We start from the raw sequence: 14,636 nt of genomic DNA on the forward strand, positions 1-14,636 counted from the left end.
GAATGGCGCCCTTCCTACATCAGCCCGAGCGGACTTCATGGCGTTGCCGACCTTACGGATCATTGGTTTCATCATCGGCATCTTCCTGATCACCCTGGCCATCGCCATGGTCGTGCCCATGGCCACCCTGGTGATTTTCGAGCGCACCGGCGATCTGCCGTCGTTTCTCTGGGCGAGCATGATTACCTTCGTCGCCGGCCTCGCACTGGTGATTCCGGGCCGCCCGGAACACATTCACCTGCGCCCGCGCGACATGTATCTGCTGACCGTCAGCAGCTGGCTGGTGGTGTGTATTTTCGCCGCGCTGCCGTTTTTGCTGACCCAGCACATCAGCTACACCGATTCGTTCTTCGAAAGCATGTCCGGCATCACCGCCACCGGCTCGACCGTGCTCAGCGGGCTCGACACCATGTCGCCGGGGATCCTGATGTGGCGCTCGCTGCTGCACTGGCTCGGCGGCATCGGCTTCATCGGCATGGCGGTGGCGATTCTGCCGTTGCTGCGCATCGGTGGCATGCGCCTGTTCCAGACCGAATCGTCCGACCGCTCGGAAAAGGTCATGCCGCGCTCGCACATGGTGGCGCGCCTGATTGTGGCGGCCTACGTCGGTATCACCATCCTCGGCAGCCTGGCGTTCTGGTGGGCCGGGATGAGCCCGTTCGATGCGATCAACCACGCGATGTCGGCGATTTCCACCGGCGGTTTCTCGACCTCCGACCAGTCCCTGGCGAAGTGGACGCAACCGGCAGTGCACTGGGTCGCCGTGGTCATCATGATCCTCGGCAGCCTGCCGTTCACCCTGTACGTCGCGACCATGCGTGGCAATCGCAAGGCGCTGATCAAGGATCAACAGGTGCAGGGTTTGCTCGGTATGTTGCTGGTGACCTGGCTGGTGCTCGGCACCTGGTATTGGTGGACCACCAAGCTGCACTGGCTGGAAGCGCTGCGGCACGTAGCGCTGAACGTGACGTCGGTGGTCACCACCACCGGTTTTGCCCTCGGCGACTACAGCCTGTGGGGCAACTTTTCGCTGATGCTGTTTTTCTATCTGGGCTTTGTCGGCGGCTGCTCCGGCTCGACGGCGGGCGGGATCAAGATCTTCCGTTTTCAGGTCGCCTACATCCTGCTCAAGGCCAACCTTAACCAGCTGATTCACCCGCGCGCGGTGATCAAGCAGAAGTACAACGGCCACCGTCTCGATGAAGAGATCGTGCGTTCGATCCTGACCTTTTCGTTCTTCTTCGCCATCACCATCTGCGTGATCGCCCTGCTGCTGTCGCTGCTCGGCGTCGACTGGATGACCGCGTTGACCGGCGCTGCCAGCACCGTGTCCGGCGTCGGCCCGGGCCTGGGCGAGACCATCGGCCCGGCGGGCAACTTTGCCACCTTGCCGGATGCGGCCAAGTGGATCCTGTCGTTCGGCATGCTGCTCGGCCGACTGGAGATTATTACGGTGTTTGTGCTGTGTATTCCGGCCTTTTGGCGTCACTGACCGGCGCCTGCAACAGCCGCGCCCGGTAATCGCCGGGCGTGGTGTCGAACCAGCGGCGGAACGCACGGAAGAAGTTGCTCGGATCGGCAAACCCCAGCAGATAGGCAATCTCCAGCAAGGTCATGTTCGGCTGCGCCAGATACTGCTCGGCCAGCTCGCGGCGAGTGTCGTCGAGCAACTGCTGAAAACTGGTGCCCTCCTCCTGCAAACGGCGCTGCAAGGTGCGCTGCGACAGGTGCAGGGTCTGCGCCACGGTATCGCGCTTGGGTTCGCCCTGCGGCAGTAAACGGCACAACACCTGGCGCGCTTTGTGGGTCACGCGACTTTCAGAAAACCGCGCCAGATACTCCCCGGCAAACCGGTCGTGCAGCAGCGCCATGGCCTCGTTGGCGGTGGGCAGTGGTGCTTCCATGTCGGCCCGTTCGAAAATCAACGCATCGTACGGCGCGTTGAACATCAGCGGCGCGTGGAAGGCTTGTCGGTAAGGTTGCAGATCGGCGGGCTCGTCGCCCTGAAACAGCACTTTGACCGGGTGCAGGGTGCGCCCGGTCAACCAGCCGCACAGGCCCAGCGCACAGGCCAGCGAGGCTTCAGCGCTCTGCCGGGTTGGCGGCAGGTGATCGCCATGCACCGTCAGAATCAGCGCATAGCCTTCTTCGAGCAGACGAAAACTCAGGTCGGCGCTCTCGGCGATAATCCGCTGATAACGCACCAGGCGTTGAAAGCCTTCGGCCAGGGTGTTGCTCGACATCAAGGCATAGCCGGCAACGTGGAACGACGCCGGGCGTACCACCTTGCCCATGTTCAGGCCGATTGCCGGATTGCCGGACAGCTCGACCGCCCGTTGCCAGAGGCGGGTCATGGAATCTTGCGGGAAGCGCGCATCCGGATCATTCAGGGCGGCGTAATCGAGCCCCAGTTGCTTGAACAGTACCCGGCAATCCAGGCCGTCCATCTCCAATGCTTTGACAATCCCCATCGCCCAGCTTGCAGAAGTCGTTCGTTCGCTCATGGCGTTATTCTTTTACATGATGGATCGCATGTTACGACCCGATTTGCGAAGGATACTAAAGTGGCGCCCATTGTCACTGGCTGATGCCAGTGTTCACTCTAGACTCAAATAAGCTACCCGCCGAACAACTTGCCGTCAGAACAATAACCACAGAGATCGCAGTCGTGGAAAACATCAAGCAATTCAACACTTTCGCCGAGTTCTACCCGTATTACCTCAGCGAACACGCCAACAGTACGTGCCGACGATTGCATTTCATCGGTACCACGCTGGTGATTTTCATTCTGGCCATGACCATCGCCAAAGGCGCCTGGCTGCTGTTGCTGGCCCTGCCGCTGGCCGGTTACAGCTTTGCCTGGGTCGGTCACTTCTTCTTTGAAAAGAACCGTCCGGCGACTTTCCAGCATCCGCTGTACAGCCTGCTCGGCGATTTCGTCATGTACCGCGACATGATCCTCGGCCGCGTGGCGTTCTGAAACCCGACCCACCTGGAGGCTTGCCGATGAACGCCAATGCGCGCTTCACCCACATGCAGGACGGCACCGAAGAAGACTGGGCGATCATCGCCGCGGACTTCAGCGCTTACGCCCGGCAATTGCCGTCGCGGATCGTCGCGCACCTGAAGTTGCTCGAAGGTGATTTCGGCGGCTTCCCGGTGGATCGCCTGACCCATTCGCTGCAAACCGCGACCCGCGCCTATCGCGACGGGCGTGACGAGGAATACGTGGTCTGTGCGCTGCTGCATGATATTGGCGACACCCTCGGCTCCTACAACCACCCGGACATCGCGGCGGCGATTCTCAAGCCGTTCGTCAGTGCCGAAAATCTGTGGATGGTCGAGAAGCACGGGATCTTTCAGGGCTACTACTTCTTCCATCATCTGGGCATGGATCGGCATCTGCGCGAGCAATTCGCCGCGCATCCGCAGTATCAGGCCACGGCGGAGTTCTGCGCCAAATACGATGCGGCGGCGTTTGATCCAGCGTATGACAGCCTGCCGTTAAGCTTCTTTGAGCCAATGATGGAAAGGTTGTTTGCGCAACCGAAGCACTCGATTTACAAGGCCGCGATGGAAGAACACAGCCCGGCCTAAGATCAAAAGATCGTCCGATCGCGGCCCGAGCCTTCGGCAGCTCCTACATTGGAATGCAATCCCTGTAGGAGCTGCCGCAGGCTGCGATCTTTTGCTTTTAAGCGAGTTCAGCAACCTTGGCCGCCTTGAGCTGCGCCTCCCGCGCCTGCGCATCCGCCAGGCGATACAGCTCGATCGTGCCGTCCCAGTGCTCGATCAACGCCGTGCACGACTCCACCCAATCGCCGCAGTTAAGGTAGTCCACCTCCCCCACCTTGCGGATCTCGGCATGGTGAATGTGCCCGCAGACCACGCCGTGCAATTCGCGCTTAACGCATTCGTGGGCGATGGCTTCTTCGAAGTCGCTGATGAAACTCACCGCCGTCTTCACCTTGTGTTTCAGGTAGGCCGACAACGACCAGTAGCCGTAGCCATAACGCGCTCGCCAGTGATTGAGCCAGCGATTGAGGGTCAGGGTGAACTCATAGGCCGAGTCGCCGAGGAAGGCCAGCCAGCGGTGATAACGGGTGATCACGTCGAACTGATCGCCATGGATCACCAGCAGGTGACGGCCATCGGCCGTGACATGCACCGCCTCATCGACCAACTGGATGTTGCCGAGGATAAGCTTCGAATAACGGCGCAGGAACTCATCATGATTGCCGGTGACGTAGATCACTTCGGTGCCGCGCTTGCTCATGGTCAGCAGGCGGCGGATCACGTTGGTGTGCGCCTGCGGCCAGTACATGCCGCCGCGCAGCTTCCAGCCGTCGATGATGTCACCGACCAGGTAGATCTTGTCGGCGTGGTAGCCCTTGAGAAATTGCGACAAGTGCTCGGCCTGGCAATCCCGCGTGCCCAGGTGCACGTCGGAAATCCACAAGGTACGCACCCGTTGTTTGCGGCTGGGTCTGGCGAGCTCGGCGCTGGTCATGGGCAACCCTCTGCGATGTTTTCGCCACTGTGCACGTGCCGGGTGAATCGACCATGACAGGCAGGCGTCAGTCGTGTGACAGCGCTCAAGCCCGTCGCCCCGGTGTAGACTGGCGCTCACTTCGGAGACCTCTGCCATGCGCCCGATCCTCACTCTGCGCCAATACACCCACGACCTGATCGTCCACAGCCACGACCACGCGCAACTGGTGTTCGGTCTGTCCGGCGCGCTGGATTTCGAAGTCGAGGGTCAGGGCAGTCAGGTGCGCCAGCAGAGTTTCGTGGTGGTTCCCGGCGGCGCGCATCACGCTTGCGGCAGCCCCGATGGCAGTCGTTGTCTGGTGCTGGACGTGCCCGACGGGCCATGGCTGAACGATTCGCTGGGCGAGCATGCCGACGCCAGTCAGCGCTTGCTCGACCAGCCTGCGCGATTGTCACTTGATGCCGGGCAAAGCCAATTGGTCAACTGGCTGGCGAACAGCCCGGTCAGTGATCCGCTGATCGCCCAGCAAGGCGCAGTGTTGCTGCTCGCCAGCCTGAATCACGCCAGACCTGCCGAACTCTCGGCGCGGCGCCTGCCGTATGCGGCGCTGGATGCGCACATCGAACAATACGCCGCCTACCCGCTGCAAGTGGCCGATCTGGCGCAGATCGCGGGGCTATCCAGCGCCCGGCTGCACGCGCGGTTCATGGCCGAATGCGGGCAGACGCCGATGGACTACATTCGCAGCCGACGGCTGCACAAGGCGGTTTGCCTGCTGCGTGACACGGCGCTGCCCATCGGCGAAATCGCCTGCCGGGTCGGCTACAGTTCGCAAAGTGCGTTCGCGGCGGCAGTGCTGCGCGAGTTCGGCGCTTCGCCGGGGCAGTTACGCCGCGACTCCTGCGACAAAAAACGCTAGTTCGCCGACAGATTTGCGAGCCGCAACACGTTTCAATGTGCATTCACGTGTAGGAGCTGCCGCAGGCTGCGATCTTGTGACTTTTCAAGATCAAAAGATCGCAGCCTGCGGCAGCTCCTACATTGAATCTGTGTTCGGATTAAGGATTGCAATGACTCCGCGTACCGCCCTCGGCGCCCTGCACATTGGCGCTCTGATGTTCGGTCTGACCGGTGTGTTCGGCAAACTCGCTGCCGCCTCGCCGGCGGTGATCGTCTTCGGACGTGCAGCGTTTGCCGTGCTCGCCCTGGCCTTTTTCGCCCGCTTCGCCAGCCAGCACGGCTGGCAGAAACTGCAGGCGGTCGACTGGCGGCGCCTGGTGCTCAGCGGCGTGTTGCTGGCCGGGCACTGGGTGAGCTTTTTCATCGCGGTGAAGGTCGCCGGGGTGGCGATTGCGACGCTGGGCTTTGCCAGCTTCCCGGCGTTCACGGTGATTCTCGAAGGGCTGATCTTCCGCGAACGCATCCGCGCCAATGAAATCGTGCTGGTGGTGCTGGTCAGCGTCGGTCTGGTGCTGGTAACTCCGGCGTTCGATCTGGCCAGCGGCGCCACCACCGGGTTGCTCTGGGCGGTGCTGTCGGGCTTGCTGTTCGCCCTGCTGTCGCTGACCAACCGCGCCAGCTCCGGACGCATCCCGGCGGTGCAGGCCGCGTTGTGCCAGAACGTGGTGGTGGCGCTGTGTCTGCTGCCGGTGGCTGCGCCGCAACTGAGCGAAGTGCGCGCGCTGGACTGGCTGTGGATCGGCCTGCTCGGAGTGTTCTGCACCGGTGTCGCCCACAGCCTGTTTGTCGCCAGCCTCGCGGTGATCAAGGCGCGCACCGCCGCCGTGGTGTTCGCCATGGAGCCGGTCTACGGTATCACCGTCGCCTGGCTGCTGTTCGATGAAAACCCGACCGTACGCATGCTGATCGGGGGGGCGCTGATCATCGTCGCCATCGTGGTCTCGGCGCGGATGTCAGGCAGCGCCGACAAGAAAACCGTGGCCGCCGAAGCCGCGTCTCACTGAGTGCGGTCGTTGTGGCCGAGGTCGCGCTCAGGGTCGATCTGATCGCGCACCCGCTGCTTGAGCACCTTGGCCTCGGGAAAGCCGCCGTCGGCTTTGCGCTCCCAGATCTGCACATCGTCGCAGCTGATGTGAAACACCCCACCGGTGCCCGGCACCAGCGAGACCTTGCCAAGGTCATCGCCGAAGGTGCTGAGCAGTTCCTGTGCCAGCCACGCGGCGCGCAGCAGCCACTGGCACTGGGTGCAATAAGTGATGACGATTTCCGGTTTTGCAGCAGACATGTTCGCTGAAACTCCTGAGACAGAGGGCGCCGCTATAATAGCCGGCTTTATCGCTTGCCCCGAGACTCACCATGCGCCGTTTGCTGTTCTGCCTGCTGCTTGGCTTCCTGCCCCTCTTTGCTAATGTCACCGTGCATGCCGCCGAAGCCCCCCGCCCGAAAGTCGGCCTGGTGCTGTCCGGTGGCGCCGCCCGTGGCCTGGCGCACATCGGCGTGCTCAAAGCACTTGAGGAGCAAGGCATCAAGATTGACGCGATTGCCGGTACCAGCATGGGCGCGGTGGTTGGTGGCCTGTATGCCTCGGGCTACAAGATCGATGAACTGGAAAAGCTCGCGCTGAACATCGACTGGCAGCAGGCGCTGTCCGACGCGCCGCCACGCGAAGACGTGCCGTTTCGCCGCAAGCAGGACGACCGCGATTTTCTGGTGAAACAGCAACTGAGCTTTCGCGATGACGGTAGCCTCGGCCTGCCGCTGGGGGTGATTCAGGGCCAGAACCTGGCGCTGATGCTGGAGAGCCTGTTGGCGCACACCAGTGACACCCGCGACTTCGACAAACTGCCCATACCGTTCCGCGCCGTGGCCACCGACATCGCCAATGGCGAAAAAGTGGTGTTCCGCAAAGGCCACCTGCCGCAGGTGATCCGCGCCAGCATGTCGATTCCGGCGGTGTTCGCCCCGGTCGAACTCGACGGGCGGCTGCTGGTGGACGGTGGCATGACTGACAACATCCCGCTCGACGTCGCGCGGGAGATGGGTGTCGATGTGGCGATCGTGGTCGACATCGGCACGCCGCTGCGCAACCGCAAACAACTGACCACCGTGGTCGATGTGCTGAACCAGTCGATCACCCTGATGACCCGGCGCAACTCCGAAGAGCAACTGGCCGCCCTCAAACCCAGCGACGTGCTGATCCAGCCGGCGCTGGCGGCATTCGGCGTGACCGATTTCGGCAAGGCCCAGGAAATGATCGACGCCGGTTACCGCGCCACGCAGATTCTCGACGCCCGCCTCGCCCAGCTCAAACCTCAGGAATCCCAGGACGCCGAACTCAATGCGGCCCGCGCCCCAGGCCAGCGCACGCCGATCATCACCGCGATCAGGGTCGAGAACGACTCGAAAGTCGGCGATGAGGTGATTCGCTATTACATCCGTCAGCCGATCGGCGAGCCGCTGGACCTGGGCCGACTGCACTCGGACATGGGCACGCTGTACGGCCTCGATTACTTCGAACAGGTGCAGTACCGCGTAGTGCACAAGGGCCAGGATCACACGCTGGTGATCAGCGCCCGGGGCAAACGCAGCGGCACCGATTACCTGCGGGTCGGCCTGAACCTGTCAGACGATATGCGCGGTGACAGCGCCTTCAACCTCGGCGCCAGTTACCGCATCAACGGCATCAACCGCCTCGGCGCGGAATGGCTGACCCGCGCGCAGATCGGTGACAAACAGGAACTGTATACCGAGTTCTATCAACCGCTGGACGTCGGTTCACGCTACTTCGTCGCCCCGTATGCTGCGTTTGAAGCGCAGAACGTCGATGCGGTGCTCGACAACGATCCGATCGCCCAATACCGCGTCGAGCGCTATGGTTTCGGCCTCAACTTCGGTCGGCAGATCGGCAACAACGGCGAAATCCGTCTCGGGGTCGGCGAGGCTTGGGGCAAAGCGGATGTGCGGATCGGCGATCAGGACCTGCCAAGCGAAAACTTCACCGAAGGGTTCTACTCGCTGAAGTACTCGTTCGACTCGCTGGACAACGTCTACTTCCCCCACGAGGGCAAGGACGTCAGCCTGACCCTGATGCAATTCGAACCGGGCCTCGGCTCGGACACGCGCTACCGGCAATGGGAATTCAAGCTGGACAAAGCCATGAGCCATGGCCCGGACACGCTGATTCTCGGCGGCCGTTATGGCCGAACGCTGGACGATGCCAACGTGGTGACGTCGAGCTTCCTGCTCGGCGGTGCGCGACAGTTGTCGGGCTTTCGCGAGGATTCGATTTCGGGACAAAACGTCAGCCTGATGCGCGCCGTGTATTACCGCCGGTTGACGCCGCGTTCCTACCTGCCGCTGGACTTCCCGCTGTATGCCGGGGCTTCGCTGGAACGTGGGCGGGCGTGGAACAACGACAATGAATTCGACAGCGGCTACATCAATGCCGCCAGTGTGTTTATCGGCTTCGATACGCCGCTGGGGCCGCTGAACTTCACCTATGGTTTGAATGATGCGAATGAGCAGGCGGTTTATTTGAATCTGGGGCAGACGTTCTGATCATTCAGGTGATGTTGTCGGCCCTGAGGCCTTCGCGAGCAGGCTCGCTCCCACAATGGAACGCATTCCAACTGTGGGAGCGAGCCTGCTCGCAAAGTCGATAGTCCAGTCACCGCACAATACCGGTGACCCAACCATCAGCGAATACCCGCGAGTAACGTCCGCGCCGTTTGCTTGAGGGGCTCGTCCCCCTCCTTGAGCAACTCATTGAGCAAGGCAATCGCGCTGTCGATATCCCCGTCATCAATGCAAGTCTGCGCCTGTTCGAGCTTCTCAGAACCGTGTTCCGGCTCAGTGCCCCCAAGCTCCAGCGGTTCCAGCACCAGCGACTGCTCAGGATCACCGAACTCATTGAGAAAGTCATCGTCCAGCGGCTGTGCGTCCGGTTCGGGGATCCACTCCAGCTCCGCCTCTTCGCTGGCCCCGGTTTCGGGTAACTCGAAGTCCGCTGGCAGGATTTCCAGGCCGGAGTTCGATGCAGACCGTTCTACGGGTTGCTCAGGTGCTGAGCGACTGTCCTCAAGATCCCAACTGGAAGCCATCGACAGCTCACCCAGGTTCAATTCGAAATCATCCTCGGGCGGCGGTGGTACAGGCGCCACCGCTGCGGCAGCGGCCGTCGGCACTGCCGGGGTTATGGGCGCAGCGCTGTTCAATTTTGGATGCCGCTCGCGGATCGCGGCCAGTTGCTGAGGATCCACCCCGGCATCACGCAGGCGGTTTTCCTGTTGTTCATAAGCTGCGCTGTCGCCTTGGCGCCCCAACACTTCGAGCAATTGCACACCCAATTCGGTGCGCTCGGGCTCCTTGTCCATGGCATTGCGCAACAACCCGACCGCCTCACTCAAACGCCCATAAGCCAGATAGATCCCCACCGCCTCCAGCACATCGCCGGCCGCCGGTTCTTCGCGGTGTTCGGTGGCTGCGCGGATGCTTGCCGATTGGGGGGTTGGCGGCTCTTCAGGATCTGTTTGTCGAGCTGCCGGAAGAGCTGCCAGTGGTGCCGTGCCCTCCGCCAACTGCCGCCGACGTCGTACGAATAGCCCGGCACCCAATAATCCCAGCAGCATCAGCAAGCCACCGAGCAGCGGCCAGTTGAGGCCATCGTCGGCAGCTTCAGGCGCAGTGGTGACTGGCGCGGGTGCAGGTGGCGTGATGGCCGGTGCCGGTGGCTGTTGCAGTTCGCTCAAACGCGTTTGCAGATCACTGATCTGCTTTTTGCCGTCGGCTAGCTGGATATCCTGCGCCTGCAGCTTTGCGTTGAGTTCCTCGACGGTTTTTTGCAACTGCTGATTAAGTAACACGCTGGCCGCCAATTGCTCGGCCACGGCATCGTTGGCTGGCGCCGCCGCCGGAGCGGGTGGCGCTGAAGGGGCGGCGTCGCGTTTGCCCTGAGCAGCCTGAGGCGCCGCCGTGGCGGGCTCGACGGTGGGGAATTCAGAGGATTGCGGGCGTGGATCGGGCTCGTCCGTGGCTGGCACGATGCTCGGTGATCCGGGCGGATCGATCAGCAGCGTGTACTCGCGCAACAAGCGGCCATTGGGCTGATCGAGCTGCACCAGAAAATTCAGAAAGGGTTCATTGACCGGTTTGCGCGAGGTCACCCGGATCATCTGGCGATTGCCATGCAGGATCGGGGTGAACTTGAGGTCATTGAGGAAGAACACCCGCTCGACCCCGGCCCGGGCGAATTCATCCGCCGTGGCCAGGCTGGCCGAGAGGTCGCTGGCACTGAGGCCAGCGGCATCCACCAGCGCGATGTCGGCCTTGAGCGGCTGATTGAGGGCCGAGTGGACGGTAATGTCCCCCAGCCCCAGCGCCATCGACCAGGTCGAATAGCTGAATACACTAGCGACCAGCAGCCATCTGGCGCCACCGCGCAGTACCACGTGCCGACTTGCGAGCATGAGCATCCCTTAAATAAGCAAAACCGGTTTCTATGCGTTCGCACATCCGGTACGAACACGATATTGCCCAGTAGTTCTTATAGTCTGCTCAGCGCGATCCCTCAAAAAACCTCTGTGCAGTTATGCCTCAAGATTTTTCCAGGTTGCCCAGAATATGCCCGTGAACGCGCATGCACACCTTCAGATCCGCCTCGTCGACGCCTTCGAACAATTCGTGACGCAACTGCGTGGCAATGGTTTCGATTTGTTCGATCAGCGGCAGCGCCGGGGCGCAGAGCACGATTTTTTTCGCCCGGCGGTCTTCCATCACCGACTGACGTTGCACCAGGCCCTGGCTTTCCAGACTGTCGAGCAAGCGCGCGAGGGTCGGCCCTTCGACACCGACGCTTTGCGCCAGCTCACGTTGTGTCGGTGCGTCTTCGAAACGCGCCAGATGCAGCAGCACCAGCCAGCGCGCCTGGGACAAGCCCAGACCAGCCAGCCGGCGATCCAGTTCGGCACGCCAGCCACGAGACATCTGGGCCAATTGCATGCCAAAGCGGTGTTGATCGGTTAACGGCATAAAACACTCATGAGTAGACTGACAAATAGAGAAAAACTAATTATTAGTCAGCTAAGCATGACATTTGGCTATAGGCAAGAGCCGACCTGTACTGAATCGTTACAACTGCCTGACGGTTGGCGCAATCGCCGTCTTACATTTCGAATTCCGATTGCAGCGCAGCCCTTACGCAGTAAAGAACACCTTCCGGAACCCGACCGGCGAACAGCTCGGCCACCTCGGCGACCGACGGCAACTCGCCCTCGCCGTCGAGGAACGCGTCTTGCACTTCGCCCATCAGTTCTTCAGGCAAATCGAGCGCCTGCTCCAGCGACAACTGCTGTTTGCCAATGGCCTCGGCGAGCATCGTGTAGACGTTCTTTTCCGAGCACTGCAACTGCCCGGCGATCTGCATCGGGGTCATGCCGGCGCGGGCCAGGGTGATCAGTTCGTGACGCACATCGGCCACCACTTTCGGCGCCTCGGCCTCGCCGCCGAGCACTTCGAGAAAGGCCTCGCCGTAACGTTCCAGCTTGCGCGCACCGACACCGCTGACCCGCGCCATGTCGGCCAGCGAGGTCGGCTGGCTGCGGAGCATTTCCAGCAGGGTCGAGTCGGGGAAGATGACGTACGGCGGCACGCCATGCTCTTCGGCGAGTTTGCGCCGCAGCGCACGCAGGGCTTCCCACTGTTCGCGCTCTTCGCCACGCACCAGTTGGCTGGCCGGGCTCTTGCTGGCGGTCTTGGCGGTGACCTGCGGCTTGAGGTCGCGGCGCAGTTCCAGGGACACTTCGCCCTTGAGCAATGGCCGGCAGGTATCGCTCAGGCGCAGGCCACCGTAGCCTTCATGATCGACGTCGGCCAGACCACGCGCCACCAGTTGCCGGAACAGCGAGCGCCATTCGCTCTCGCTCAGCGCCTTGCCGACGCCGTACACCGACAGGTGCTGATGGCCGAAACTGCGAACCTTTTCGTTGTCCTTGCCCAGCAACACGTCCACCAGATGGCCGACGCCATAGCGCTGGCCGGTGCGATAGATCGCCGACAGCGCCTGGCGCGCCGGCTCGGTGGCGTCCCAGGTCTGCACGCCGTCGACGCAGTTGTCGCAGTGGCCGCACGGCTCGGGCATGTCTTCGTCAAAATACGCCAGCAGCGTCTGCCGGCGGCAGCGGGTTTCTTCGCAGAGCGAGAGCATGGCGTCGAGTTTGTGCTGCTCCAGACGCTTGTGGCGCTCGTCGCCCTCGGAGTTTTGCAGCATCTGCTTGAGCATCACCACGTCTTGCAGACCGTAAGCCATCCACGCATCCGCCGGCAGGCCATCACGGCCGCCGCGTCCGGTTTCCTGGTAATAGGCCTCAAGGGATTTCGGCAGATCGAGGTGCGCGACAAAACGCACGTTGGGCTTGTCGATGCCCATGCCGAACGCCACGGTGGCGACCATGATCAGGCCTTCCTCGTTGAGGAAACGCTTCTGATGGTAGGCGCGCAGATCGTTGGGCAGACCGGCGTGATACGGCAGCGCCGGGAAACCCTGCTCGCTGAGGAACGCAGCGACTTCTTCAACCTTCTTGCGCGACAGGCAATAGACGATGCCGGCATCGCTGCGCCGTTCGGCAAGGAATGCGAGCAACTGCTTGCGCGGCTGCTCCTTGGGCACGATGCGGTAGAAAATGTTCGGCCGGTCGAAGCTCGACAGAAAGCGCTCGGCGTTCTGCAGGTGCAGGCGGGTGACGATTTCTTCGCGGGTACGCTTGTCGGCGGTCGCGGTCAGGGCGATGCGCGGCACGTCGGGGAACATTTCCGCCAACTGGCCCAGTTGCAGGTATTCCGGGCGGAAATCATGGCCCCATTGCGACACGCAGTGCGCTTCGTCGATGGCGAACAGGGCGATGTTCAAGCCTTGCAGGAACGACAGCATGCGCGGCTGCACCAGACGCTCGGGCGCCAGATAGAGCATCTTCACTTCACCGCGTTTGATCCGCGCCGCGAGGTCGCGCTGCTGTTCGGCGCTCAACGTGGAGTTCAGCGCCGCAGCGGCCACGCCCAGCTCTTCGAGGGTGGCGACCTGATCGTCCATCAGCGCGATCAACGGCGACACCACCACCGCCAGGCCTTCGCGCAGCAACGCCGGGACCTGGAAGCACAGGGACTTGCCGCCACCGGTAGGCATCAGCACCAGCGCATCACCGCCGCTGGCCACGCGCTCAATGATTGCACCCTGGCGGCCACGGAAACTGTCGTAGCCGAAGATGTCCTTGAGGACGCGTTGAGCCTGTTCGAGCATAAAAACTCCAAAAATCTACCGAAACATCCCTGCACAGGCTGGTTCAGGACAGCCACAGCTGCTTAAACAAAACGTAAGAGCGCATTGCCAGACCACCGCAATACGAGCAGGGAGCGCAAAACGCGGCAGTATACCCGAGGCCTACCCGGCAGGGGGTGCCACTGAGAAGACTCATTCCTACAGGGATGGGCGGTGGATCTGCAGGCCGCGGCGGGGCAAATCTGCCATGCGGCTGGCTTGAGCGCGCAAGAAGGCCTAGAATTCCCGCATTGTTTATTCCCCCAAGGTAGCCCCGTAATGTCCTTCGCTGAGCAACTAACCCGCCTGCAAGTCTTTCTCGACGCCGACGAGCTGCACGAAGAGGCGCTGGATTACGTGGCCGCCCACGGTTACCTGACCGCCCTGTCGATCTGTGCAGAAGACGTACCTGAGCGTGAGTGGATCGACGCCCTGTTCGCCGAAGAGCCGCATTACAGCAGCGAGGCCCAGCGCGAAGAGATCGAAGCCACCCTGATCGGCCTCAAGGCGCACATCGCCCGTCAACTGGCGTCCGACGAAGAATTCGAACTGCCGTGCGACCTGGACCTGGGCGACGAGCCGGACGACTCCGAACTGCGCGGCTGGTGCATCGGCTTCATGGAAGGCGTATTCCTGCGTGAAGCGGCCTGGTTCGAAACCGCTGAAGAAGAAGTCAGCGAAATGCTCCTGCCGATCATGGTCGGTTCGGGCTTGTTCGACGAGCAGCCAGAGTTCGAAGACATCGCCAAGGACGCCAACCTGATGGACGACATGATCGTGCAGATCCCGGAAGCCCTGACCGCGCTGTACCTGCTATGCCAGGCCCCGGACGAAAAACCGGCGATCCTCAAGCCACGTCACCACTAAGACACAGCC

Annotated in this window: 13 protein-coding genes; 7 read left to right on the forward strand and 6 right to left on the reverse strand. The window is 61.9% G+C overall.

Features of this window, described 5'->3' with window-relative positions:
* Nucleotides 1-37: 37 nt before the first annotated feature.
* Nucleotides 38-1,492 (forward strand): TrkH family potassium uptake protein, encoded by a 1,455-nt coding sequence (locus tag JN524_RS11120; RefSeq protein ID WP_123589074.1) that lies wholly within the window; start codon nt 38-40, stop codon nt 1,490-1,492.
* Here JN524_RS11120 and JN524_RS11125 read toward each other — a convergent pair.
* Nucleotides 1,449-2,504, reverse strand: a complete 1,056-nt coding sequence (locus JN524_RS11125) for an AraC family transcriptional regulator (RefSeq protein WP_202369364.1) — start codon at nt 2,502-2,504, stop codon at nt 1,449-1,451. The genes JN524_RS11120 and JN524_RS11125 overlap by 44 nt on opposite strands.
* 164 nt (nt 2,505-2,668) lie before the next feature.
* Between JN524_RS11125 and JN524_RS11130 the strand changes: the two genes are divergently transcribed.
* Together JN524_RS11130 and JN524_RS11135 are read left to right on the forward strand one after the other, a co-directional pair.
* Nucleotides 2,669-2,980 carry a DUF962 domain-containing protein gene (locus JN524_RS11130; protein WP_003222750.1) on the forward strand — a complete coding sequence of 104 codons (312 nt, stop codon included), beginning with the start codon at nt 2,669-2,671 and terminating at the stop codon, nt 2,978-2,980.
* 26 nt (nt 2,981-3,006) lie between these two features.
* A complete protein-coding gene (locus tag JN524_RS11135; protein ID WP_202369365.1) occupies nt 3,007-3,597 on the forward strand; it encodes an HD domain-containing protein in 591 nt (196 codons plus the stop codon).
* Between the two features lie 97 nt (nt 3,598-3,694).
* On the opposite strand, the gene JN524_RS11140 is transcribed toward JN524_RS11135, so the two are convergent.
* The gene (locus JN524_RS11140) at nt 3,695-4,510 is read right to left on the reverse strand and encodes a UDP-2,3-diacylglucosamine diphosphatase (protein ID WP_047292436.1); all 816 of its coding nucleotides are present in this window, start codon (nt 4,508-4,510) and stop codon (nt 3,695-3,697) included.
* A gap of 136 nt (nt 4,511-4,646) precedes the next feature.
* On the opposite strand from JN524_RS11140, the gene JN524_RS11145 reads away from it, so the two are divergent.
* On the forward strand, nt 4,647-5,411 hold the full coding sequence (locus JN524_RS11145) for an AraC family transcriptional regulator (RefSeq protein ID WP_202369366.1): 765 nt from the start codon (nt 4,647-4,649) through the stop codon (nt 5,409-5,411).
* A 151-nt stretch (nt 5,412-5,562) separates the two neighbouring features.
* A complete protein-coding gene (locus JN524_RS11150) occupies nt 5,563-6,456 on the forward strand; it encodes a DMT family transporter (RefSeq protein WP_202369367.1) in 894 nt (297 codons plus the stop codon).
* Here the strand turns inward: JN524_RS11150 and JN524_RS11155 are convergent.
* Entirely contained in the window at nt 6,450-6,737 is a 288-nt protein-coding gene (locus JN524_RS11155; protein WP_027613985.1) for a SelT/SelW/SelH family protein, read from the reverse strand. The two genes, JN524_RS11150 and JN524_RS11155, sit on opposite strands and share 7 nt — an antisense overlap.
* Nucleotides 6,738-6,808: 71 nt before the next feature.
* Between JN524_RS11155 and JN524_RS11160 the strand changes: the two genes are divergently transcribed.
* Nucleotides 6,809-9,010 carry a patatin-like phospholipase family protein gene (locus JN524_RS11160; RefSeq protein ID WP_202369368.1) on the forward strand — a complete coding sequence of 734 codons (2,202 nt, stop codon included), beginning with the start codon at nt 6,809-6,811 and terminating at the stop codon, nt 9,008-9,010.
* A 137-nt stretch (nt 9,011-9,147) separates the two neighbouring features.
* On the opposite strand, the gene JN524_RS11165 is transcribed toward JN524_RS11160, so the two are convergent.
* The 3 genes from JN524_RS11165 to recQ form a co-directional block, all read right to left on the reverse strand.
* Nucleotides 9,148-10,917: a FimV/HubP family polar landmark protein gene (locus tag JN524_RS11165; protein WP_202369369.1), complete on the reverse strand. Its 1,770-nt coding sequence runs from the start codon at nt 10,915-10,917 to the stop codon at nt 9,148-9,150.
* A 127-nt stretch (nt 10,918-11,044) separates the two neighbouring features.
* Nucleotides 11,045-11,479: a MarR family transcriptional regulator gene (locus JN524_RS11170; RefSeq protein WP_027613988.1), complete on the reverse strand. Its 435-nt coding sequence runs from the start codon at nt 11,477-11,479 to the stop codon at nt 11,045-11,047.
* Nucleotides 11,480-11,612: 133 nt separating this feature from the next.
* Nucleotides 11,613-13,742 carry a DNA helicase RecQ gene (gene recQ / locus JN524_RS11175; RefSeq protein WP_097090179.1) on the reverse strand — a complete coding sequence of 710 codons (2,130 nt, stop codon included), beginning with the start codon at nt 13,740-13,742 and terminating at the stop codon, nt 11,613-11,615.
* Between the two features lie 297 nt (nt 13,743-14,039).
* Between recQ and JN524_RS11180 the strand changes: the two genes are divergently transcribed.
* A complete protein-coding gene (locus JN524_RS11180; RefSeq protein ID WP_007962155.1) occupies nt 14,040-14,627 on the forward strand; it encodes a UPF0149 family protein in 588 nt (195 codons plus the stop codon).
* The last annotated feature ends 9 nt before the right edge of the window (nt 14,628-14,636 follow it).

Origin of the sequence: Pseudomonas sp. MWU318 (assembly GCF_016756945.1) — a bacterium.
GTDB classification, from domain to species: Bacteria; Pseudomonadota; Gammaproteobacteria; order Pseudomonadales; family Pseudomonadaceae; genus Aquipseudomonas; species Aquipseudomonas putida_A.